The following is a 23,010-nucleotide window of genomic DNA, read 5'->3' on the forward strand; positions in this document are numbered from 1 at the left end:
TAGTGCTTTCGCAGGGACCACATCGAATGTATGGCTTGGCCGGCGGGTCATACGCTTTCATTCTCGCGAAACGATTTTGTGGGTCACTCCGCACTAGCCCTACGTTTCCGCGGCGGGAAAGACCAGCCTGCACAACAATCCTGGCGCATTGTCGCGCAATTCGATCCGTGCGCCGTGCAGGCTCGCGACCGCCGCGACCAGGCTGAGGCCGAGGCCGTTGCCCGGCGTGTAGCGGCTCTGCTCGAGCCGGTAGAACCGCTTGAAGACGCGGTCGTGCTGCTCGGCGGGTATCCCGGGGCCGTCATCGGCGATCGAAATCACCGCGCCTCGCTCATCGTTGTCGCAGGTCACCGTCACCCGCCCACCTGGGCGGCCATGCTTGATGGCGTTGTCGACGAGATTGGCAATCGCATCGAACAGCAGGTCGCGGTCCCCGGTAACCAGCACCGCCCGATCGCCGGCAAGGTCGAGCCGGGTGGTAACCTCCTCAGCCGCGGCATCGTAGAGCTCGACCACCTCGGCGGCGATCTCGACGAGATTGACGGTGCGAAACGCACCCTTGCGGGCTCGCGTCTCGATCTCGGAAATCCGCGTGATCGACGCGAACATCCCGAGCACCGCGTCGAGATCGGCGATGGTGTCGCCGATCAGCGCAGCATCCCCCTCGCCGCTCCGCGGGGCGTGATAGGCCTTCTCGAGCCGGCCGCGCATCCGGGTCAGCGGCGTGCGCAGGTCGTGGGCGATATTTTCGCTGACCTGCTTGACGTCTCCCATCAAGGTCTGGATCCGGTCCAGCATCAGATTGAGATTCTCGGCGACGCGATCCCATTCGTCATGGCTGCCGCGAAGCGGGATGCGCTGGTCGAGGCCGGAGAGCATGATAGCGCGACTGGTCGCATTGATCGACTCGATCCGGCCGACGGTTCGCCGCGTGACGCCGATGCTGGCAGCAGCCGCAAGCCCGATGATCAGCACGACGACGGCAATGCCGGCGGCCCTGATCTGCGCCATGAAGCCGTCGAGATCGCTGATGTCATGGCCGACCAGCAGCCGATCGCCGTTTGACAGGGTTTCCGTCACGCCTCGCAGCAGGGAGGGGCCCGAGGAAAGCTGTGGCAGGGAGGCACGAAATTCAGCCCATCCCTTCTCGGCAGCGCCCGCCGGCCACTGTCTGAGATTTCCCGCCAGCACGGTCGATCCGGGACCGACCAACAAATACACATGATCGGCAAAGCCCTTGTCCGCGACGCGTTGCGCGATCAACGCGGTCAGGCCATCGCGGCCGGACCGCGCATAGGCATCATCGAGGCTCGCCTGCTCGGTCCTGATCGCGCGGTCGGATCTGTCGCGCACATAGGACAACGTCGACCAGTAGACATAGGCGAAGATCGCGGAGACGATCAGGCCGAAGACACCGATGGCGATCAACGCCAGGCGGAACGTCGACGACTTGAGGGTCTTAGCCAGGAGCACGGAGGCAGTACCCGATGCCGCGGATCGTGTGGATCAGCGGATAGGCTTGCTGGTCGTCGACCTTGCGGCGCAAACGTCCGACATAGACGTCGATGATGTTGGTCGACGGATCGAAGTGCAGGTCCCAGACATGCCGCAGCAGCATGGCGCGCGACACCACGCGGCCTTCGTTGCGCGCCAGGTATTCGAGCAGCTGGAATTCCTTCGGCAGCAGCGGAATCTTGCGGCCGCGGCGGCTCGCCGTCCGCGAAATCAGATCGATCGCGAGATCGCCGACCCGCAGGATGGTCTCCTTTGCAACGGTCTCGCTGCGGCGGCCAAGCGCCTCCAGCCGCGCCAGCAGTTCGACAAAGGAGAACGGCTTGACAAGATAGTCGTCGCCGCCGGCGCGCAAGCCACGCACCCGGTCGTCGACTTCGCCGAGCGCGCTGATGATCAGGAACGGCACTGCGATGCCGCCGTCGCGCATCTGACGCATCACCGTGATGCCGTCGATGTCGGGCAGCATGCGATCGATGGTGATCACGGCATAGTCGCGCGCCGCGCCCTGGCTCAGCGCCTCGCGGCCGTTCGCCGCCAGATCCACATCATAACCGCTGGTGGTGAGCTCCTCGACGAGCTGATCCGCGGTTTCCGGGTCGTCCTCGACGACGAGAATGCGGCGGTGAGCACCGGTCATATTCCTGAACTCTCTGAGTTGTGTCGAACTCTCCGAGTTCTCAAACTCTCCGAGCGGCCGCCCCGCGACGATCGCCGCCAGACTATCCCATTCCGGGGCAGGATGGAACGTCTGGCGACGACCGCGACAACGGTGCGGTTGGTTGGGCGATCACCAATAGTCCCCGCACACATTGACCCATTGCAGACCGTAAGCCGTCCATACCCTGCGGTAGCAGCCGTAGTCATAGCCGGCATAGAGATAGGGCGCACCGATGAATGCGAAGCGATGGAAGCGGTGATGGCGTAAGAAGCCGCCATGATGGAAGAAGCGCGAACCGCGGAATCCGGCGCCGGCAAAGCGCGGGCCGATTGCCGGTGCACCGACGAAGCGGGGACCACCAACGCGCCCGCCTGCGAAATGCCCGCCGCCGCCCATGGCGGCGAACGCCGCGCCACCGCCACGCATTCCGCCGCCGAAACCACCGCCATGCATGCCGCCGCCAAAGCCGCCACCGTGCATGCCACCACCCATGGCACCCATGGCGCCGCCGTGGCCGCCACCGAAGCCGCCGCCGCCGCCGCCATGTCCGCCGCCACCACCGCCGCCTCTGGCGAGGGCAGCGGGTGCAAGCGCAACGCTGACAGCGAGCGTCGCTGCCGTGAGACACGTGAGAAGCCTGTTCTTCATGAAACCCTCCCTGATTGGGACCGCGGCGAATTCGTATCGCCGCACGCGAGCATGATCAGAAGACGCAAGCCGATGCCGACTTCAACTGACAAATGCGCCAGATTCTGACACCGGATTTAGAATTCGCGCGCCGGCATGCCGAGCGGCAGTTGCCCGGACCGGCGGCCACGATTGCGTTGGCCGGGATCGACGGACATTTGGCTGGAATCGGCGGATAGCGCTCGTTGAATCGATCGGCCGCGGTTCTTAATCCTGCAGCTGTCGGAGAACAACGACGGCGTCGAGGGATCGCAGACCCGCTTCACAATTTGTCAATCACCGGACTCTGCCCTCCCCGCGGCCGTCATCCAACCCGCGATGCAATCGCCTTTCGCCTGGCCTCCCTGCGGGCGCCGGGACGGCGAAGTGCTGACCTTCAGCAAGGAGCTTTCGATGAGCGACGAGACCAAAAGACCGTTTCTGACCCACGCCTCCGGCGCCCCCGTTGCCGATAATGTGAACATCCTGACGGCGGGGCCGCGCGGACCCGCATTGCTGCAGGATGTCTGGCTGATCGAGAAGCTGGCGCATTTTCACCGCGAGGTGATCCCGGAGCGACGGATGCATGCCAAGGGCGCCGGCGCGCACGGCACCTTCACCGTCACCCACGACATCACGCGCTACACCAAGGCCAGCATGTTCTCGGAGATCGGCAAGCAGACGCCGATGTTCGCGCGGTTCTCGACGGTCGCCGGCGAGCGCGGCGCGGCGGACGCCGAGCGCGACATTCGCGGTTTCGCGCTGAAATTCTACACCGATGAAGGCAATTGGGACGTGGTCGGCAACAACACGCCGGTGTTCTTCTTCCGCGACCCCTTGCGCTTCATCGACCTCAACCACGCCATCAAGCGGCATCCGCGCACGGGGGTGCGCGACCCCGACATGAACTGGGATTTCTGGACGCTGCTGCCGGAAGCGCTGCACCAGGTCACCATCGTCATGAGCCAGCGCGGCATCCCGAAAACCTTCCGTCACCAGCACGGCTTCGGCAGCCACACCTACAGCATGATCAATGCCGACAATGAGCGCGTCTGGGTGAAATTCCATTTCCGCACCCGGCAGGGCGTTCAGAACCTGACCGATGCCGAGGCCGAGGCGCTGGTCGGCAAGGACCGCGAGAGCCACCAGCGCGACCTGTTCCAGAGCATCGAGCGCGGCGACTTCCCGCGCTGGACGCTGTTTATCCAAGTGATGACGGATGCACAGGCCAAGGCATTCCCGTTCAATCCGTTCGATCTGACCAAGGTGTGGCCCAAGGCGGATTATCCGCTGATCGAGGTCGGGTATTTCGAGCTCAACCGCAATCCGGAGAACTTCTTCGCCGAGGTCGAGCAGGCGGCGTTCACGCCGGCGAATGTCGTGCCCGGCATCGGCTATTCACCTGACAAGATGCTGCAGGCCCGCCTGTTCTCCTATGGCGACGCGCAGCGCTACCGGCTCGGCGTCAACCACCACCAGATTCCGGTCAACGCGCCGAAATGCCCATTCCACAGCTATCACCGCGACGGTGCGATGCGCACCGACGGCAATCTGGGCGCCACGCTGACCTACTGGCCGAACAGCCATGGCGAGTGGACCGATCAGCCGCAGCTGAACGAGCCGCCACTCGAATTGTCAGGCGCGGCCGCGCATTGGGATCATCGCGTGGATGACGACCACTGGCAGCAGCCGGGCGACCTGTTCCGCAAGATGAATGCCGCGCAAAAGCAGGCCCTGTTCGACAACACCGCCCGTCAGGTCGGCAACGCGTCGAAGCACATCCAGGAACGGCACGTCGCGAATTGCAGCAAGGCCGACCCGGCCTACGGCAAGGGCGTCGCGGATGCGCTGGCGAGGTTTGCTGCCGGAGAGCTGTAGCCGGGACGGCCCCCCTTCGGCCCCGTCATCCTGAGGTGCCCGCGGAGCGGGCCTCGAAGGATGAATCGGCCAGAAATGGGGCCGTGCATCCTTCGAGGCTCGCAAGAGCTCGCACCTCAGGATGACGGGGACCGCTTAGGCAACTCAGCCAGAAGCGTCAGGTGGTCGATTTCGAACAAGGCGGCGAACTCGGCTCGCCGCCCTCCTCCGCGGCTCAGGTCGGCTTGCCGCGTCCGTTCTTCTCGGCCGCGCGGCGCAGCGCGTCGGCGAGTGCGCCGCCGCCGGACTGCTCCTGCGGCCGGCGCGGAGCCGACGACGTCATCTTGCCGGAGCCGCGGGAGAAATCGCGCGACGGCGCCGCATTGTCCTTCTTCGGCCCGATCTCGTCGTCAAGCCGCAGCGTCAGCGCGATGCGCTTGCGCGCGACCTCGACGTCCAGCACCTTGACCTTGACGATGTCGCCGGGCTTCACCACCTCGCGCGGGTCCTTGATGAAATTCCGCGACATCGCCGAGATGTGCACCAGCCCATCCTGGTGCACGCCGATATCGACGAAGGCGCCGAATGCGGCGACGTTGGTCACGGTGCCCTCGAGGATCATGCCCTTCTTTAGGTCCTTGACCTCCTCGACGCCTTCCTTGAACACCGCCGCCTTGAACGCCGGACGCGGATCGCGGCCGGGCTTTTCCAGCTCGCGCAGAATGTCGGTGACGGTCGGCAATCCGAACGTATCGTCGACGAAGGATTGCGGCTTGAGACCCCGCACCATGTCGGCATTGCCGATCAGCGCCTTGATGTCGCTCTTGGTCGCCTCGAGGATGCGGCGCACTACCGGATAGGCTTCCGGATGCACGCCGGATGAATCGAGCGGATCCTCGCCATTGCTGATACGCAGGAAGCCGGCGCACTGCTCGAACGCCTTCGGGCCGAGCCGCGGCACCTCCTTCAGCGCCTTGCGCGACTTGAACGGGCCGTTGGCATCGCGGTGCTGCACGATACTTTGCGCCAGTCCCTGGCCGATGCCCGACACCCGCGCGAGCAGCGGCACCGAGGCGGTATTGGCATCGACGCCGACCGCGTTCACGCAGTCTTCCACCACGGCATCGAGCGAGCGGGCGAGCTTGGCCTCGCCGAGATCGTGCTGGTATTGGCCGACGCCAATCGCCTTCGGATCGATCTTGACCAGCTCGGCCAAGGGATCCTGCAGGCGCCGCGCGATCGAGACCGCGCCGCGAATGGTGACGTCGAGGTCGGGCAATTCGTTCGAGGCGAAGGCCGAGGCCGAGTAGACCGATGCGCCGGCTTCGGAGACCACGATCTTGGTCATCTTGCGCTCGGGCAGCCGCTTCACGAGCTCGGCGGCGAGCTTGTCGGTCTCGCGCGAGGCGGTGCCGTTGCCGATCGCAATCAGCTCGACGCCATGCTCGATCGCGAGCTTGCCGAGAATGGCGAGCGCCTCATCCCAGCGCCGCTGCGGCTCGTGCGGGAAAATCGCCGTATGCGCCACCACCTTGCCGGTCGCATCGATCACCGCGACCTTGACGCCGGTGCGATACCCGGGATCGAGCCCCATGGTGGCGCGCGCGCCGGCCGGCGCCGCGAGCAAGAGGTCGCGCAGATTCGAGGCGAACACGCGCACCGCCTCGGTCTCGGCCGCCGTCCACAGCCGCAGCCGCAAATCGATGTTGAGGTGGATCTGGATTTTGGTGCGCCAGGCCCAGCGCACCGTCTCGGTCAGCCATTTGTCGCCCTTGCGGCCCTGGTTGGAGATCGCAAAGCGGTTCATGATCTTGAGCTCGTAGAGGCCGGGCTGGCCTACGACCGGCTCCTGCGCCTCCGGCTTGATGGCGAGGTCGAGGACCTCTTCCTTCTCGCCGCGGAACAGCGCCAGGATGCGATGCGACGGCAACTTCGGCAGCGGCTCGGAGAAATCGAAATAGTCCTTGAACTTCTCGCCTTCGGTCTTCTTCCCGGTGCGGACGGTCGAGGCCATGATGCCGTTCGACCACATCTCCTCACGCAGCGCGCCGATCAGGTCGGCATCCTCGGCGAAGCGCTCGACCAGGATCGCGCGCGCGCCGTCGAGCGCCGCGGCGACGTCGGCGACCTGCTTCTCGGCATTGACGAAGGGCGTCGCGGCCTCGTTCGGATCGCTCTCGGGCTGCGTCAGAAGCTGATCGGCGAGCGGCTCGAGGCCGGCCTCCTTGGCGATCTCGGCCTTGGTGCGACGCTTCGGCTTGTACGGCAGATAGATGTCCTCGAGCCGGCCCTTGCTGTCGGCGGCCATGATCTGAGCCTCGAGCGCGGCGTCGAGCTTGCCCTGCTCGCGGATCGAATTGAGCACCGCGGTACGGCGCTCCTCGAGCTCGCGCAAATACGTCAGCCGCTCTTCCAGCGTGCGCAGCTGGGCATCATCAAGCGCGCCGGTGAGCTCCTTGCGGTATCGCGCGATGAACGGCACCGTGGCGCCGCCGTCGAGCAGCGTCACCGCCGCCTCGACCTGTTCGTCGCGAACCCCCAGCTCCTGCGCAATCTGATGATGAATCTTTGCCACGCCTGTCTCTCTGAAATTCCGTTGCGCCGCCGGATCACCGATGGCGCGGAGGTCGCTTATGAACCATCCCGGATTGATTCATCAAGGCGCGCTGTGGATCAAATTGGGCGCGGGCTGCAATCTATTTCCGGGATGTTGGCCGTCCGCGGCTTGACAAATAAACCCGCGCCGAATTGCCGCCGAAAATCGCAGCTCTTGCTTCACTTGACAAATCAGCAAGTAGGCACTCCGCGGCTGCGAACCAGTACGCATAGCCGCCGGCGAGGTTGACGACGGGCCAGTCGCTGCCCCACAGCATCCGCTGCGGCCCGAAACATGCCAGTGCATGATCGACGGCCTCGCTGAGATCGGCAACCTGCCAGTTCGGCGCCGGCTCGGTCGCAAGACCCGAGAGTTTGCAGACCACGTTGGATCGTGTGGCGAGGCTTGCGATGTCGTCCTTCCAGGCCGCGATGTCGCCGGTCGCAAGGTGCGGCTTGCCGAAATGGTCGAGCACGAATTGCAGGTCCGGATGGCGATCGACCACCTGAATGAGCCGCGGCAAATGGCGCGGCAGCACCAGCGCGTCGAAGACCAGGTCATGCCGCGCCATGGCCTCGAGCGGCGCCGCCAGTTCGGGGCGCAGCAGCCAGTCGTCATCGGCGATGTCCTGCACCATCGGCCGCAGACCGACCAGGAGCTCGCGCCCGGCAAACGCGTCGATCCGCGCCGCGGCATCGGCAGCGTCGAAGTCGAGCCAGCCGACCACGCCGCGCACCTGCTCGGTCCCTTTGGCGATATCGAGTAGGAATACGGTCTCCGCTTCAGTCGGTGCGGCCTGCACCAGGATGGTGCCTTCAATCCCAGCCGCGGCGAGATGCGGCGCGAGATCGGCCAGGCCGAAGTCGCGGTAGATCGGCCCGCGCTCGGGCGTCAGCCAGCCGTAATCCGCGCGCGCCAGGGTCCAGACATGGTGATGGGCGTCGATCCGCATCATGCCGGCACCGGCGCATGCTGGTCGAGCAGCCCCTCATTCTTCAGGTCGCGCCACAGCGCGGCAGGCACGGGCGACGACAACGCGGCGACGTTGCGCTCGACCTCCTGCGGCGTCTGCGCGCCGAGCACGAGGCTTGCCACCGCCGGATGGCCGAGCGTGAAATGCAGCGCCGCGGTCGGCAGCGCTACGTTGTGGGCGCGGCAGACGCGATCAATCGCCGCCACCTTCCGCATCACGTCCGGCGGCGCATCCTTGTAATTGTACTTGGCGCCGGCAACCGCGCCGGTCGCCAGGATGCCGGAGTTGAAGACGCCACCGAGCATCATGCCGATGTCCTTTGCTTGCGCCAGCGGCAGGAATTCGGCGAGTGCGGGTTGCTCGAGCAGCGAGTAGCGGCCGGCAAGCAGCATGGTGTCGAACGTTCCGGCCTTGGCGAAGCGCACGCACATCTCGGCCTCGTTGACGCCGATCCCGATGCCCTTGACCACGCGCTCGGAACGCAACTTGTCGAGCGCGACATAGGCGCCCTCCATCGCCTCGCGAAACCGCGCCTCGATCGCGTCAGCTCCGTGGGTCCAGACGTCGACGTCGTGGATCAGCAGCAGGTCGATGCGATCGGTGCTGAGCCGCAGCAGCGACTGCTCCACCGAGCGCATGGTGCCGTCATAGGAATAGTCGAACACCGCGCGATGCGGCGCGCCGCCGGCGAAATTGGAGCCGTCGCCGCGGCCGTGGAACGGGTCCATCCAGCGCCCGACCTTGGTGCAGACGACGACGTCGTCGCGCGCCACGCGGCGCAGCGCGGTGCCGCTACGGTGTTCGGCGAGGCCATGGCCGTAGAGCGGCGAGGAATCCAGCAGGTTGACGCCCAGCGCAAACGCCCGCTCCGCTGCTGCGATCGCAGCAGTGTCGTCGAGCCGTGCGAACAGGTCGCCGAGCGGTGCTGTGCCGAAGCCGAGAATGGAGACATCGAGCCCGGTGCGGCCGAGCCTGCGGCGTGGCAGTGCCGGGGAGCCTGGATCGGAGGATTGTTGTTGGGTCATTATGGCCTCTCGCCTGCGTTTCTTGTTAGCCCCTCATCAGACTAGCGTCGTTGACCGGGATCGTGAAGAGACCTTGGCGGCCGACGCCGCGGTGTGGTCTCTCATCGCGCTCGCACCACATCGCTAAAATGCAATGCACAGCTTCACGTTGCCTATCGGCGGGGAATAGGCTATGGGAGCGCTCCGCAACTTCAACGCAGGAGGCGACGATGTTCAGGTCTGTGCGCTTCCCGGGTTCGCCGCGCGATATTTGACGCGCGTCCCGGGATCGGATCCCGGGTGAAATCGCAACACCCACACGCAATCGAATCTGCCGCGGGCCTTCGGCTCCGCGCTTGCGGAACTTTTGTTCATGACCTCGACGCTTCTGGTGACCTCTCGTCGCGAGGCCACACGCTCCGTGCTGCTCGAACATCAGCTGCGGAGGTATCATCCACACGTTCAGGGAAAGGTCCGCGCGCTGGCCATGCGGCACACGCGTCTTGCGGACCTTGCCGCGAGCTTCCCTGCGCTGCTATTCGCGCTGGCGGGTCCCGCGAGCCGGGATCGCGTCGGCGCGCGCACGCGCATGCGTCATCGACGGCCGCTCGCTCGCGGACGCCGCGGCCGCGGCGGGCATTCCGCTGTGGCGGCGCAGATTGCCGCCGGAAGCATTCACCGCTCCGATCACGGGACTGCCCGATGACGAGCTGTTTCGCCGGCAGATCGCGAACCACCTGCCGCCGTCACCGAAGCTCGCGCCGATCTGGCTGAAATCCGTCGCGGCGGTTGCCGAGCTCGCCATGGGCCGGCGGCGGTCTGGATCGCGCGCGAGCTGGTCCCAGCGCCGCCGCGCACCCGTGATGCGCATCCGCCTCCGCCGCGTCGTTGCTAATCGTCGGCAACAATCTGATGGGCAAGGTTGTCGACCACCACAGGACTCTCGAAATAGGTCACCGTCGGATCGGCGCCATATTTCTCGCGGGCGCGGGCGCGCCACGCATCGGTGTAAAGCGCCTCCGCCTCCACCCTCGAGTTCCAGAAATAGATACCGCCGGCCGTCATCCCGTCCTCGGACAGCAAATAGGTCTTTCGGAACAGCCCCTGAATGCCGCGATAGATCGGCGCGGTGCTCAGGAAGATGCTGCGGGCTTCCTCGCGCGTGATCGGCTTCGGCAGCTTGAACGTCGTGACAGCGGTAATCATCCGGATCTCCTCGGGTTCATTCTTGACATCATTGTCAATATTGACGATTGTGTCAACAATGAGCCGATGGAGTGGATCGAAATGGTGGGCGTGCGTCAGTTCGACGAGGACGAGATGATCGCAACCGCGCTCGACGTGTTCTGGCGCAAGGGCCTGCACGATGCGACCATGCAGGACCTCGCGGCCGCGACCGGCGTCCAGCGCGGCAGCCTCTACAACGCCTATGGCGACAAGGAAGCGATCTTCCTGCGCGCCTTCGATCAGTATGCCGCGCAATTCCTGGACGCGGCCGGCAGCGCGCTGGCGCAGGGCGATACCTCGGCGAGACTGAGGGACTTCTTTGACATGATCATCGTCAACATGACGAACGGCACGCCGCAGCGGGGCTGCCTGACGACGCGCACTGCGCTGGACGCTGCCATTTCGAGCGCGGATGTGCGTCAGCGCGTGCTGGACGTGCTCACCCGGCTCGAGCAACTGGTCGGCAAAGCCATCAGCGCGGCGCCGAACAGGCGCAGCACGGCCGATGCAAACCGGCTGGCGCGCGTCATCGTGACGTTCACGCGCGGGCTCGCCGTGATGGAGCGCGCCGGATACAGCCGCAAGCAGTTGAGGGAGTCGGCCACCACATTCATCGATGCCGTGATTGGCGACGCCTGAGGCGGCGTCCTTGTCGCGGCGACGGCGTCATCGAATGGGAGAAAACAGCATGCAGGAACGGAACGGCGGCTGCCTGTGCGGCGCGGTGCGTTACACGCTCAAGAGCGAACCGCGGAGCATCGCGATATGTCATTGCACACATTGCCAGCGGCAAAGCGGCAGCCTGTTTTCATTCAACCTCGTGATCCGCGAAACCGACTACCAGCAGTCGGGCGAGACGGTGGCGTTCGTCGACAAGGGCGACAGCGGCCATCCGGTCCATCGTCATTTCTGCGGGCGCTGCGGGTCCCCTCTGCTGGCGAAGACCGCATTGATGCCCGGCAAGGTCGTGGTGAAAGCCGGCACGCTCGACAGCATGGAGGGATTGCAGCCGCAGGCCGAGATCTATACCGATCGCGCCGTCGCATGGCTCGCGCCGATCCCCGGCGCTGCGCGCTTTCCCCGGAACATGTGACCGGATGCGCCGACCACGGGCGCAGCGGGAAACGATTCAGCCTGGCCAGGGTTGCCTCCGTTCCGATTGCATCGGAACGGAGGCTCTCGATTTTGCTTTGACGCGTTTTCCTCACGCGAACCGGTATCCGCTTCGCTCGAAAACGCTCTGGCGATCATTGACCGGCCGGCAATTCGGCGTAGTTGCCGTCCTTGTCACGGCGGTACACGACGTAGTCGATCAGGGTGATGTCACCCTTCGGCGTATAGCTGATCTTGCCGAGCACGGTATCCCAGCTTCCGGCCTTGATGGCCGCCGCGACCTTCTTGGCGTCGGTGGTCTGGGCACGGGCCGCGGCCTGGCTCCAGATCTGGAACGCGGCATAGCTGTAGAGCGTGTAGCCGTCGGGATCGATGCCCTTGTCCTTGAACTTCTTCAAGGTCGCGGCCGCGGTCGCCTTCTTGCGCGGGTCGGGCGAGAAGGTAAACAGCGAGCCTTCGGCAAGCGGACCTGCGATCGCAGCGAACTGCTTGTCGATCAGGGCGTCGCCGCCCATCAGCACAGCATTGACGCCCTGCTCGCGCATCTGGCGCAGGATCAACGCAGCCTCGGCATAATAGCCGCCGACGTAGACGAAATCGATCGACTCTTTCTTGAAGCGGGATACCAGAGCGGCAAAATCCTTGTCGCCCTTGGTATAGGCCTCATAAAGCTTTTCCTTCACGCCCGCGGCGTTGATGGCGTTCTTCGTTTCGTCGGCAAGGCCTTTGCCGTAGGTCGTCTTGTCGTGGATGATCGCGACGTTCTTGGTTTTGTAGTTCTTGATAATGTAGGCGGCCGCAACCGTGCCCTGCTGGTCATCCCGGCCGCAGACACGGAACGTGTTCCACAACCCGCGCTCGGTGAATTGCGGATTGGTCGAGCCCGGCGTGATCTGCAGCACATTGCCCTCTGCATAGGCGTCCGACGCAGGGATCGAGGTCGATGAGCAGAAATGCCCAACGACGAACGGAATCCTCGCGCCTGCCATCTTCTCGGCAACCGACACCGCCTGCTTCGGATCGCAGGCATCGTCGCCGACCTCCAGCTTCAGCTTCTTGCCAAGCACGCCACCCGCCGCATTGATATCGGCAATCGCGAGATCAGCACCGTTCTTGAACTGCTGGCCGAAGCTCGCCTCGGAGCCGGTCATCGGCCCGACCACGGCAACACTGATATCCTGTGCCATGGCGGCGCCGGACAAGGCCAGGCTCGCGCCGAGCGCAAGAAAATATCCTCGAAGTGCAAACTTCATCACATTCTCCTCGATGGTCTCAAGTCGCCTCAATGCATCGCAGTCGACGAATCCGCCGATTGCAACGATCACCGGGGGCTGCCTTTTAAGCGCGAGACGATCGGCAGGCTCGGACTGAGGCGACGGGGGATTGGACATATGCGACATCGGGCAACAATGTGAAACACGTTGTCGTGCATTGACGTCTGAAATCGCCCGCAGCGGACGTGATTGGGCGGCGATGTTGGGTGCACGACAGCACACAGGCTGGCCGAGAGCGCTGTTTGCGACGTCGCCCGAGATCGACCAGATGCCGGACGACGGCGCCGCGCAGCTCGGGCGTCGCGAGCTGGTAGCTGTCGTCAAGCTCCCTGATGTAGAGCGCCAGCAGACGCATCACCTCGGTGTTCGCGGGCAACGACCGGTTCAGCATGTCCTCGGGATCGCGGACCAGCAGTGCCAGCGCCTTGCGCGGGAGCGTGAGACCGACGAGACGGCTCGGCGAGACCGGGACCACCATGTTGCCGACCTCCGCGCTCGACTCCAGCACGGCCTGCCCCGGAGCCCAGCTCGATGTCGCGGCCGCGCTGCGACGCGCGGGCGTTGCCGCTCGTGATGATCGTCAGCACAAGGTCGTCATTGCCGTCGGGCTGCTCGCGCGGCCGTGCGATCTTTAGGTTGCTGCACGCCTAGGATCCCATCCCGAGCCCAGGCAGCTCGCGCACATTGGTCGGCATGGAACGCGCCGCTCAGTGGCTCCGGATCGAGCTTCACGATCATCCGCCCGATCTGCTCGCGAAAGATCGGCAAGCGGTCGCGCTCGCCGAAATCCGCGGTCGAGAACCGAAACCCGGCGATATCCGGCGACTGCATCGTCACCGGCTGATCCTCATGGCGGCAGGAGGTGGCCGGTGATATTCGGCCGATTTGTGGCAGCATGACACCGCGCGTAAGCACGGTCCCGTGCTTACGCGTCGGCACTTTTGCTGCCGACAGGCGATGCTCGGCCGGATCATCCTGACGTTCTTGTCGGGTCTGAAATGCAACCGAGACCGAAATCGTGCTCGCTCGATATTGCCCGGTGTCGTCGTCCCAAGCCGTTACGCGGATTATAATTGACTGACCGGACGGTCAATAGTAATCCAAGCGCACGTCACGCAACCTTCGGCCACCAGAAGCCGCAACGGGAGGTCATCATGGCCAGCGATTTGGTGTTGACCGATAACCGCGCCGGATATCGCGTCGTGACGCTCAACGCCTTCTCGAAAAGCGCGCGACGCGCTTTGTCGGACGAGCCAAAGCTTGAACGTTCCGCCGCCAAGGCGAGACGCATCATTGATCACAAGTCAGAAGGTCCAATTGCGATGACACAGCCTCAATCCAGTGGTGCACGGACTGCGGACAACGTCATGAAGCTCGGCAGCTTCGTGCGCGGAAAATGGTCCGGCCCGGGCGAACCGGCAGCCGAGATTCACAGTGCCGTCACCGGCGATGTGGTGGCGGTCACGACCCGGAGCGATCTCGACATGCGCGAGATCCTTGCCTATGGCCGCGCGATCGGCGGCAAACATCTTAGAAAACTGACGTTCCACCAGCGCGCGGGCCTACTGAAGGCGCTGGCCGACTATCTGACCCAGCACAAGGACCGGCTCTACAAACTGTCATTCCACGCAGGCGCAACCCGCACCGACGCAATGATCGACGTCGACGGCGGCATCGGCACGTTGTTCGCCTATGCCGGCAAGGGCCGCCGCGAGCTCCCGAACAGCAAATTCCTGCTCGATGGCAACGTCGAAGGGCTCTCCAAGGTTGGCGCATTCGCCGGTCAGCATATCGTGACGCCGCTGCACGGCGTCGCAGTGCACATCAATGCATTCAACTTCCCGTGCTGGGGCATGCTGGAGAAGCTGGCGCCGGCGCTGCTGGCCGGCGTGCCCGTCGTGACCAAGCCCGCGACGGTCACCTCCTATGTCGCCCACGAGCTGGTTCGGATCATCACCGAATCCGGCGCGCTGCCCGAAGGCGTGCTGCAATTCATCGTCGGATCGACCGGCGACTTGTTCGACCATCTGACCTGCCAGGACGTCGTGTCCTTCACAGGCTCGGCCGACACGTCGCAAAAACTGCAGCGGCATCCGGTCATCGCGCGCGAGGCGGTCAGGTTCATCGCCGAACGGGATTCGCTGAACGCCGCAATCCTCGCTCCGGACGCCGTGCCGGGAAGTCCGGAGTTCGACCTCTTCGTCAAGGAAGTGGCGAAGGAGATGACGGTCAAGGCCGGCCAGAAATGCACCGCGATCCGTCGCGCGCTGGTGCCGTCGGCACAGCTCGATGCCGTGATCACGGCGCTGCGCGACCGTCTGGCCAAGGTCACGATCGGCAATCCCGAAAACGACAAGGTCAGGATGGGGCCGCTTGTCGGGCTCGGCCAGCGCAGCGATGTGCTTGCCCATGTCGCGAAGCTTCGCGCCGAAGCCGAACTGGTGGCCGGCGATCCCGGCAACTTCGCGCTGCTCGATGCCGATGCGAAGCGCGGCGCCTTCGTTCCGCCGCTGCTGCTGCATTGCGCCAAGCCGCTCGCCGCATCCGCAGTCCACGCGATCGAGGCGTTCGGCCCTGTCAGCACCGTTATGGGTTACGACGGTCTGGAGCAAGCGATCGCGCTGACCAATCGCGGCGGCGGCAGCCTCGTCGCATCCATCTACACGCACGACATCCCGGCTGCGACCGAACTGGCATTTGGCATCGGCAGTTTTCACGGCCGCGTCGCGATCATCGACCGCGACTGCGCGAGCGAGCACACCGGACACGGTTCGCCGATGCCGCAGATGGTTCACGGCGGCCCCGGCCGGGCCGGCGGCGGCGAGGAACTGGGCGGCGTCCGCAGCCTCCAGCACTACATGCAGCGCACCGCATTGCAGGGATCGCCGGCGATGCTGAGCGGCGTCACCGGCCGCTGGTTCAAGGGCAGCCCGATGCTCGAAGGCGACCTGCATCCGTTCCGCTATCACTATGACGATCTCGAGATCGGCCGCACGCTGGTCTCGAAGTCGCGGCAGGTCACGCTCGACGACATCGAGCACTTCGCGCATTTCACGGGCGACACCTTCTACGCCCATATGGACGAGGAAGCGACCAAGGGGCATCCTTTCTTCCCGGGCCGCGTCGCGCATGGCTATCTGCTGCTGTCGTTTGCGGCCGGCCTGTTCGTCGATCCCGACTACGGGCCGGTGCTGGCGAATTACGGCCTCGACTCGCTGCGCTTCGTCAAACCCGTCCAGCCCGGCGAACAGATCCAGGTGCGGCTGACGGCGAAGGAGAAGATGCCGCGCAACAAGCAATATGGCGAGGTACGCTGGGACGTCGAGATCACGACCGGCACCGGCGAAACCGCGGCGACCTACGAGCTGCTGACCATGAACGCGATGCGGGGTTAAGAGGCGCGTCAGAGCAACTCGGCCTGTCGGCCGCGGCCGGCCGATTTCGCCCTGCCGCGCGGCCGGGTGGCGCCGGCCGCGGCATCGTCGGCGCCAGCCAGCACGAGCTGCGCGACGAAACCGGCATATTCGGCGCGGGTCATCGGCCCGCCCTCGCGAAACCACATGTAATGCCAGTTCAGCATGCCGAAGACGCTCATCGTCAGCGGCTTGAGCAGGCGCTTGTGCTTCGCCGCCGGCACGGCGGCGGCGAGTGCGTCCGACATGATCCCGACCAGGATCCGCTCGCTTGCGAGCAGCGGCTGCTGCTTGTCCTTCGGCAACAGCTTGAGACTTGAGATCTGGACCTGATGTTCGGCGTCGGCATGCCGGTAGAGCTCGAGCAGGGTCGCAACGATCGTCCTGAAGCGCGCGACCGGATCGCCGGCCTGTGCGCTCGCCTTGCGGATCGCCGCCACCAGCTTCGCGAGGTGCGACGACAGGATATCGAACAGGATCGCTTCCTTGTCGGGATAATAGTGATAGAGCAGCGCCTTCGAAACCCCGCAGGCATCGGCGATGGTGTTCATCGACGTGCCGACATATCCCGATGCGGCAAACAGCTCGGCCGAGCGATGCAGCATCAAGAGGCGCTTGTCGTCATAGTCCTTGGCGCGCGATCGGGCCATGTCTTGTCCGTTTCACCAGGCGGCCGTTCGGCCATCGTCCAGAGATGTCTGTCAAGAGCCGCAAAGTTCCGCGACCGCAGCCCCGCCTCCGAACCGCTATTTATTGACCATCCGGTCGGACAATTCCATAAGCCCGGCGATCGGGCAACATTGCCCGGAATGAATTTTCCTGGCGCCGCGTCGCGAGAGAATCTCTCTGCTGCAAATCGCCTCGCCATGCGCGTCTAATTGCAAAGTTCGCGGCGCCGCCGAGTTTCGCGCGCGTCCCGAACAGGAGCGTGTTATCGTTCATCGAACGGCTCGGAATGCGAAGGAGGCTCTGGGTGCGGACATCCTCTTGGCTCCACGTCCTTCATCGCGCGGCACGCCGGCTGAAGAGATGGCAGCGGCGGCTGGCGCGTGCCGCCAACCCCGACGGCAAGGACATGCACGAACTCTTTCTGTTTGGTCCTCACGGCTGACCGCTCGTTGGCGCGACGCATGCCCAATCGAGACCGCGGCAGATGTGATCCATCGCCTCGCTGACGTCAGTCTGCCCACGCCGCACATGTCGTGCGACAGGATCACGCACAGAGCGATAGCATGACAGCTCCTCGAGCGCGTCACGTCATCATCGTCGGCGGCGGCGCAAGCGGCGTCCTGCTGGCGCACCAGCTACTGCGTCAACCGACGGACGATGTCCGTGTCAGCCTGATCGAGCAGCGTCCCGACATCGGGCGCGGTATCGCCTATCATACCGGCAATCCGGATCATCTGCTCAATGTACGGGTCGCGAATATGAGTGCGCTGCCCGACCAGCCGGACCATTTCTGGCACTGGCTGATCTCGCGCGGGGCGGACGCGCCGCTCTGCCCTGATCCCTATTGCTTCGTGCCGCGGCGCATCTTTGGTGACTACATTGCCAGTCTGCTCGAGCAACAGGCGTCCGATCAGGCCAACATCCAACGCCTGTCGATCGTGCACGGCAGATGCATCGCGATCCGCGAACGGCGAGGCGACGTCACCGCCAGCCTCGACGACGGCCGGCAGCTGATCGGCGACATCGTCGTTCTCGCAACCGGACACGATCCACGCGCGAACAGTCCGGGACATGCCGATCCCTGGGCAGCACCGTCTGCCGCTGCGATCGCCGACGACGCGACCGTCCTGATCCTCGGCACGGGCCTGACGATGGTCGATTACGTGCTGTCGTTGCTGCGCGACGGACATCGCGGGCCGATCGTTGCGATGTCGCGCCGAGGCCTTCTCGCGAAACCGCACCGCCGGGTCGACGCCGTGCACATCGAGGAGGCGGAGGTCCCCTTCGGCTCCGGAATCGGCAGCCTGCTTCGCTGGCTTCGCGGCCGCATCGACCGGCACATCGCAGCGGGCGGCGATTGGCGCAGCGTGATCGATGGGCTTCGCCCCCATACCCAGCGAATGTGGCGTGAGCTCCCGCTTTCGTCCAAGCGCCGGTTCCTCGAGCACGCACGCGCCTGGTGGGACGTGCATCGGCATCGGATGGCGCCGCAAGTGGAGGTCCGGATCACTGAAGCGATCTATGGAGGCCGGCTCACCCCGATGGCCGCAAAGCTGATCTCGGCCGAGCCCGACCGGACAGGCGCGATCGTCAGTTACCGGCGGCGCGGCGAGAGCAGGCTCCGTCGCATGCATGTCGGCGCCATCGTCGACTGCACCGGCATTGTCAAGGATCCGCGCGCAACCGCCAATCCCGCGGTGCGCAGCCTGCTCGAGCTTGGCCTGGCGCGCGTCGATCCGCTCCGCATCGGCATCGAAACCGATCGCAATTGCGCGATCATCGGTCACGACGGCGTCCCATCGCGCCGCCTGTATGCCGTCGGCCCGCTCACGCGCGCCGCGTTCTGGGAAATCAGCGCAATTCCCGACATCCGCAACCAATGCGCCGAGCTTGCCGCTCTGCTGGTTCACTCCGACGAGGGGCGGCGACTCGCATCCCTCGCGCGCGTCTAGAACCCCGTTCCGATGGAATCGGAACGGAGCTCCAGATTCCAGTTTTGACGCGCTTTCCTGCCGCGAACCGGCGTCCACTTCGCTCGGGAAAGCTCTAGCTGCCGAAGCCGGCCGGAATGAACGCCGGCAGCTTCTCCTCGATGAAGTGCTTGACCTCGGGTGAATTGAAGACCTGGATGAAGGCCTTCAGGCGCGGATCGTCCTTCTTGTCCGGCCGCGCGGTAAAGCGCAGCACGAGACCGTCATCGAGCGTGCGGTCGATCACCAGCGCCGATTTTGGATCACCGCCGGCCGGTATCAGATAGGTGATGTTGACGAGCGCAAGCGTGACGTCATCGAGCGACCGGTAGGTCTGCGCCGGATCAAGCTCGACGATCTTCAGGTTCTTGGGATTTTCGATGATATCAAACCGATTGACCGAAAAACCCTTGCCCGGCGCCAGCTTGATCAGTCCGGCGCGTTCGAGCAGGATCAAGCCACGCGCGCCGTTGAGCGGCTCGTTCGGGATCGCAACGCTGTCGCCGGACTTGATCTCCTCGAGCGACTTGATCTTCTTCGAGAACAGCCCGACGGGCGCGATCACGCCGACCTTGTCGACCTGGACCAGGTCGAAGCCGCGCTGCTTGTTCTGGATCGCGAGATAGGTGGCGTGCTGGAACAGGTTGGCGTCGACGTCGCCGCTGTTCACCACCTCGTTCAACGCGACCCAGTCCGACAGCTCGACGATCTTGACGTCCTGCCCCTTGTCCTTGGCGAGCTTGGCGGCAAAGCCAGCCAGCTGACCGACCGGGCCGGCGCTGGTCGCGATCTTGAGAGGTTCGTCCGCAACGGCGGCCGCAGTCATGGCAAGCAGCACGCCAGCCGCCTGCGCCAGGCGCAACAATGTCTTCATGGTCTCGGTTTCAACTCCGTCTTCAGGGATCGATCAGGCCGCCTTGCGGCCGCTGCTTCCCGCCTCAGCCTCGGCCAATGCCTGGGTGAGGTCGGCGAGGATGTCGTCGGGATGTTCGATGCCGATCGAAAGCCTGATGTAGCCGGGCGTCACGCCTGCCGCGAGTTGTTCCGCGGCGCTCAGCTGCTGATGGGTGGTCGACGCCGGGTGGATCGCCAGCGAGCGCGCATCGCCGATATTGGCGACGTGATAGAACAGTTTCAGCGCATCGATGAAACGACGGCCGGTCTCGACGCCCCCCTTCAGCTCGAAGCCGACCAGCCCGCCAAAGCCGCCCTTCAGATAGAGATCGGCGCGGCGCCGGTCCTCCCCGCTCTGCAGTCCGGGGAAGATCACGTGCGAAACGGCGGGATGTCGTGCCAGGAAATTCGCGACCTTGATCGCGTTCTCGTTGTGCTGACGCAGCCGCAGGGGCAAGGTCTCGAGTCCCTGGATGAACTGAAATGCGTTCTGGGGAGCGACCGCGGCACCGAGATCGCGCAGCAGCTTCACGCGTGCGCGCAGGATGTAGGCGATCGGACCGAGCGGCTTGGCTGCCTCGGTCCAGATCGCGCCGTGATAGGCATCGTCCGGCTGCGTCAGCAGCGGGAAGCGCTCGGCGTGCGCCGCCCAGTCGAAATTGCCGCCATCGATGATCGCTCCGCCAATCGACGTGCCGTGGCCGCCGATATACTTTGTCGCGGAATAGACGACGATCGCTGCGCCGTGCTCGAACGGGCGCGCAATGAGCGGGACGGCGGTGTTGTCGAGAATCAGCGGCACGCCGAGCGAACGGCCGATATCCGCGACTTCCCTGATCGGGAAGACGTTGAGCTTGGGGTTCGGCAGCGTCTCGGCGAAATAGGCCCGGGTCTTCGCATCGGTCGCCCGGCGGAAGTTTTCCGGATCGGCCGGATCGACGAAGCGAACCTCGATGCCGAACTGCTTCAGCGTCTGCGACAGCAGCGTCCAGGTGCCGCCGTACAGATCGGTCGATGAGACGATATTGTCGCCGGCTTGCGCGATGTTGAAGATCGCGTAGGCCGTCGCCGACTGGCCCGACGCCACGGCCAGCGCGCCAACGCCGCCTTCCAGCGCGGCCAGGCGCTCCTCGAACGCGTCAGCCGTCGGATTCTTGATCCTGGTGTAGATCTGTCCGATCGCCTCCAGGGCGAACAGCCGCGATGCGTGATCGGTATTCTCGAATTGAAAGGACGTCGTTTGGTAGATCGGAACGGCGACGGCGCCGGTCGCCGGGTCGGACCGGTACGATCCGCCATGCAAGGCGAGCGTCTCGACATTCTTGGTTTCGATCGGCATCTCGAAATTCTCCTGAAATCCGTGGACCCAGCATCAAAAGGCAAAGAATGATGCGCAGCAGCGTCCGCGACTGTCGAGACATCGGAGAAAATAGCGATGAGCGTGCTGGCGGCGCGTCTGATGGCGTCGCTAATTTTTCAGCCGCGGCGCCTGTCGCGTAACATTTGTTTCACTGCTCCGCCGGTTTGAACGACTCAGTGGAGCTGACGAGTCATCTGCCGATCGCGCCTGCAAATCAGTACGCAATGTCGTGCATACCGTCATTTCGAACAGCACGACGACGTCGAACAAACGAATCTCTGCTGCGCCGGATCGAAGACAAAGCACGATTTTGATCCTGTCTTTCCATATAGAAAATAAAGCCGCGCAACTGACGTGATAAATCACCTCTCAGTCCTCAATTAGCGGAATTGCGCAATGACCAGACCAAAGGAACTTCGCTTCAACGCGTTCAACATGATGGCGCCGAGCCACAACTGGGCCGGTCTCTGGTCGCATCCGCGCGACACTTCACTTAACTACAACTCGCTCGACTATTGGGTCGACTACGCCAGAACCGCCGAACGCGGCCTGCTCGACGGCATCTTCCTCGCCGACGTCTTTGGTATCTATGACGTCTACGGCAGCAGTCCTGACACTGCGCTGCGTCACGCCGTTCAATTGCCGAACGCCGAGCCGACCCTGCTCGTCTCCGCCATGGCTTACGCAACGAAGCATCTCGGCTTCGGCATCACATCCAACCTCACCTACGAGCATCCCTACCAGTTCGCCCGCCGCTTCTCGACGCTCGATCATCTCACTCGCGGGCGGATCGGCTGGAACATCGTCACCGGCTATCTCGACAGCGGCGCCCGCGGAATGGGCCTTGAGGCCAACCGCGCGCATGATGAACGCTACGAGGCGGCCGAGGAGTTTCTCATTGCGAGCTATAAGCTATGGGAAGGCAGCTGGGAGGACGGCGCGGTTCGCCGTGACCGGACAGCGCGCGTGTTCACGGATCCGGCAAGGATCCACAATGTGCGGCACCAGGGACTTCATTACCAGGTCGACGGCATCCACCTCGCCGAACCCTCGCCACAACGCACACCGTTGCTGTATCAGGCGGGAACCTCGAAGCGCGGCCGCGCCTTCGCGGCGAGGCACGCGGAGGCGATCTTCCTCAACGGCCAGACCAGGCCCATTCTGGCCCGTGCCGTACGCGAGATCAGGGAAGCGGCCAAGGCGTTCGGACGAGATCTCTATGATATCCGCCTGTTCGCCGGCGCGACCGTGATCGTTGCCCCGACGCGCGCGGAGGCCAACGATCTGCTCGAGGAGTACGCAGGGTATGTCGATCAAGCCGGCCAGCTGGCTCTGCTCTCGGGCTGGACCGGCATCGACTTCTCGAACTATCGTCCCGATCAGGCGGTACAATATGTCGAGAGCAACGCGATCCAGTCGATGGTCGAGAATTTCACGTTGCGGAGCGAGCGGCCGGTCAAGGTCGGTGATCTCGCGACGCTGAGCCGGATCGGCGCACGCTCGCCATTCGTGGTCGGCTCACCCCAGGACGTGGCCGATGAGCTGATCGCCTGGGCCGACGAAACCGACGTCGACGGCTTCAACCTGTTCCGCCTCGTCGCGCCGGAATCACTGACGTCATTCGTCGACCTCGTCGTGCCGGAATTGCAGTCACGCGGAGTCTACAAGACAGCCTATCGCGAAGGCACGCTCCGCGAGAAGCTGTTCCCCGGACGCGGACCCTATCTTGACGCCACGCATCCCGGCGCCGGCTTCCGCCGCGCCTCGACGGCAGCGCGCACCGAAGCCGCCGAATAGATCGGCCTGGAAACCTCCTGGCGA

Annotated in this window: 20 protein-coding genes and 1 pseudogene; 6 read left to right on the forward strand and 15 right to left on the reverse strand. The window is 64.5% G+C overall.

Features of this window, described 5'->3' with window-relative positions; all coding sequences use genetic code 11:
* Positions 1-99: 99 nt before the first annotated feature.
* From ACVMIH_RS20740 to ACVMIH_RS20750, 3 genes and pseudogenes are all read right to left on the reverse strand, one after another.
* A pseudogene (locus tag ACVMIH_RS20740) lies at positions 100-1,035 on the reverse strand (sensor histidine kinase); the annotation flags it as partial.
* Between the two features lie 424 nt (positions 1,036-1,459).
* Positions 1,460-2,152 (reverse strand): response regulator transcription factor, encoded by a 693-nt coding sequence (locus tag ACVMIH_RS20745; protein WP_057017464.1) that lies wholly within the window; start codon positions 2,150-2,152, stop codon positions 1,460-1,462.
* 150 nt (positions 2,153-2,302) lie between these two features.
* Positions 2,303-2,821, reverse strand: a complete 519-nt coding sequence (locus tag ACVMIH_RS20750; protein WP_076826967.1) for a hypothetical protein — start codon at positions 2,819-2,821, stop codon at positions 2,303-2,305.
* A gap of 432 nt (positions 2,822-3,253) precedes the next feature.
* Between ACVMIH_RS20750 and ACVMIH_RS20755 the strand changes: the two genes are divergently transcribed.
* Positions 3,254-4,717, forward strand: a complete 1,464-nt coding sequence (locus ACVMIH_RS20755; RefSeq protein ID WP_456863176.1) for a catalase — start codon at positions 3,254-3,256, stop codon at positions 4,715-4,717.
* 214 nt (positions 4,718-4,931) lie between these two features.
* On the opposite strand, the gene ACVMIH_RS20760 is transcribed toward ACVMIH_RS20755, so the two are convergent.
* From ACVMIH_RS20760 to ACVMIH_RS20780, 5 genes are all read right to left on the reverse strand, one after another.
* Positions 4,932-7,271 (reverse strand): Tex family protein, encoded by a 2,340-nt coding sequence (locus ACVMIH_RS20760; RefSeq protein WP_076826966.1) that lies wholly within the window; start codon positions 7,269-7,271, stop codon positions 4,932-4,934.
* 121 nt (positions 7,272-7,392) lie between these two features.
* Entirely contained in the window at positions 7,393-8,247 is an 855-nt protein-coding gene (locus ACVMIH_RS20765) for an amidohydrolase family protein (protein WP_057017462.1), read from the reverse strand.
* On the reverse strand, positions 8,244-9,290 hold the full coding sequence (locus ACVMIH_RS20770) for an aldo/keto reductase (protein WP_057017461.1): 1,047 nt from the start codon (positions 9,288-9,290) through the stop codon (positions 8,244-8,246). The genes ACVMIH_RS20765 and ACVMIH_RS20770 overlap by 4 nt, the downstream gene beginning before the upstream one ends.
* A 514-nt stretch (positions 9,291-9,804) precedes the next feature.
* On the reverse strand, positions 9,805-10,140 hold the full coding sequence (locus tag ACVMIH_RS20775; protein WP_076826964.1) for a hypothetical protein: 336 nt from the start codon (positions 10,138-10,140) through the stop codon (positions 9,805-9,807).
* Positions 10,141-10,160: 20 nt separating this feature from the next.
* A complete protein-coding gene (locus tag ACVMIH_RS20780) occupies positions 10,161-10,475 on the reverse strand; it encodes a monooxygenase (protein WP_076826962.1) in 315 nt (104 codons plus the stop codon).
* An 81-nt stretch (positions 10,476-10,556) separates the two neighbouring features.
* Here ACVMIH_RS20780 and ACVMIH_RS20785 point away from each other — a divergent pair, with 81 nt between their 5' ends.
* Positions 10,557-11,135: a TetR/AcrR family transcriptional regulator gene (locus ACVMIH_RS20785; RefSeq protein WP_063790097.1), complete on the forward strand. Its 579-nt coding sequence runs from the start codon at positions 10,557-10,559 to the stop codon at positions 11,133-11,135.
* On the forward strand, positions 11,122-11,589 hold the full coding sequence (locus ACVMIH_RS20790; RefSeq protein ID WP_245311479.1) for a GFA family protein: 468 nt from the start codon (positions 11,122-11,124) through the stop codon (positions 11,587-11,589). The genes ACVMIH_RS20785 and ACVMIH_RS20790 overlap by 14 nt, the downstream gene beginning before the upstream one ends.
* Before the next feature lie 154 nt (positions 11,590-11,743).
* Here ACVMIH_RS20790 and ACVMIH_RS20795 read toward each other — a convergent pair whose 3' ends face one another.
* The 4 genes from ACVMIH_RS20795 to ACVMIH_RS20810 all read right to left on the reverse strand — a co-directional run bounded on the left by ACVMIH_RS20795 (position 11,744) and on the right by ACVMIH_RS20810 (position 14,177).
* Positions 11,744-12,862: a branched-chain amino acid ABC transporter substrate-binding protein gene (locus tag ACVMIH_RS20795; RefSeq protein ID WP_057017485.1), complete on the reverse strand. Its 1,119-nt coding sequence runs from the start codon at positions 12,860-12,862 to the stop codon at positions 11,744-11,746.
* 85 nt (positions 12,863-12,947) lie between these two features.
* Positions 12,948-13,391 (reverse strand): hypothetical protein, encoded by a 444-nt coding sequence (locus tag ACVMIH_RS20800; protein WP_057017456.1) that lies wholly within the window; start codon positions 13,389-13,391, stop codon positions 12,948-12,950.
* Between the two features lie 86 nt (positions 13,392-13,477).
* On the reverse strand, positions 13,478-13,780 hold the full coding sequence (locus tag ACVMIH_RS20805; protein ID WP_156436228.1) for a hypothetical protein: 303 nt from the start codon (positions 13,778-13,780) through the stop codon (positions 13,478-13,480).
* A 214-nt stretch (positions 13,781-13,994) separates the two neighbouring features.
* The gene (locus ACVMIH_RS20810) at positions 13,995-14,177 is read right to left on the reverse strand and encodes a hypothetical protein (protein ID WP_057017454.1); all 183 of its coding nucleotides are present in this window, start codon (positions 14,175-14,177) and stop codon (positions 13,995-13,997) included.
* 73 nt (positions 14,178-14,250) lie between these two features.
* On the opposite strand from ACVMIH_RS20810, the gene paaZ reads away from it, so the two are divergent.
* Positions 14,251-16,278 (forward strand): phenylacetic acid degradation bifunctional protein PaaZ, encoded by a 2,028-nt coding sequence (gene paaZ, locus ACVMIH_RS20815; RefSeq protein WP_057017453.1) that lies wholly within the window; start codon positions 14,251-14,253, stop codon positions 16,276-16,278.
* A gap of 8 nt (positions 16,279-16,286) precedes the next feature.
* Here paaZ and ACVMIH_RS20820 read toward each other — a convergent pair whose 3' ends face one another.
* Positions 16,287-16,946: a TetR/AcrR family transcriptional regulator gene (locus ACVMIH_RS20820; RefSeq protein WP_057017452.1), complete on the reverse strand. Its 660-nt coding sequence runs from the start codon at positions 16,944-16,946 to the stop codon at positions 16,287-16,289.
* A gap of 582 nt (positions 16,947-17,528) precedes the next feature.
* On the opposite strand from ACVMIH_RS20820, the gene ACVMIH_RS20825 reads away from it, so the two are divergent.
* A complete protein-coding gene (locus ACVMIH_RS20825) occupies positions 17,529-18,917 on the forward strand; it encodes an FAD/NAD(P)-binding protein (protein ID WP_057017451.1) in 1,389 nt (462 codons plus the stop codon).
* Between the two features lie 94 nt (positions 18,918-19,011).
* Here the strand turns inward: ACVMIH_RS20825 and ACVMIH_RS20830 are convergent, their stop codons facing one another.
* On the reverse strand, positions 19,012-19,809 hold the full coding sequence (locus ACVMIH_RS20830; RefSeq protein ID WP_076826961.1) for a MetQ/NlpA family ABC transporter substrate-binding protein: 798 nt from the start codon (positions 19,807-19,809) through the stop codon (positions 19,012-19,014).
* Positions 19,810-19,842: 33 nt separating this feature from the next.
* A complete protein-coding gene (locus tag ACVMIH_RS20835) occupies positions 19,843-21,168 on the reverse strand; it encodes an O-acetylhomoserine aminocarboxypropyltransferase/cysteine synthase family protein (protein WP_057017449.1) in 1,326 nt (441 codons plus the stop codon).
* Between the two features lie 417 nt (positions 21,169-21,585).
* On the opposite strand from ACVMIH_RS20835, the gene ACVMIH_RS20840 reads away from it, so the two are divergent.
* On the forward strand, positions 21,586-22,986 hold the full coding sequence (locus ACVMIH_RS20840; RefSeq protein WP_057017448.1) for an LLM class flavin-dependent oxidoreductase: 1,401 nt from the start codon (positions 21,586-21,588) through the stop codon (positions 22,984-22,986).
* Positions 22,987-23,010: the final 24 nt, after the last annotated feature.

Source organism: Bradyrhizobium sp. USDA 4503 (genome assembly GCF_054055815.1).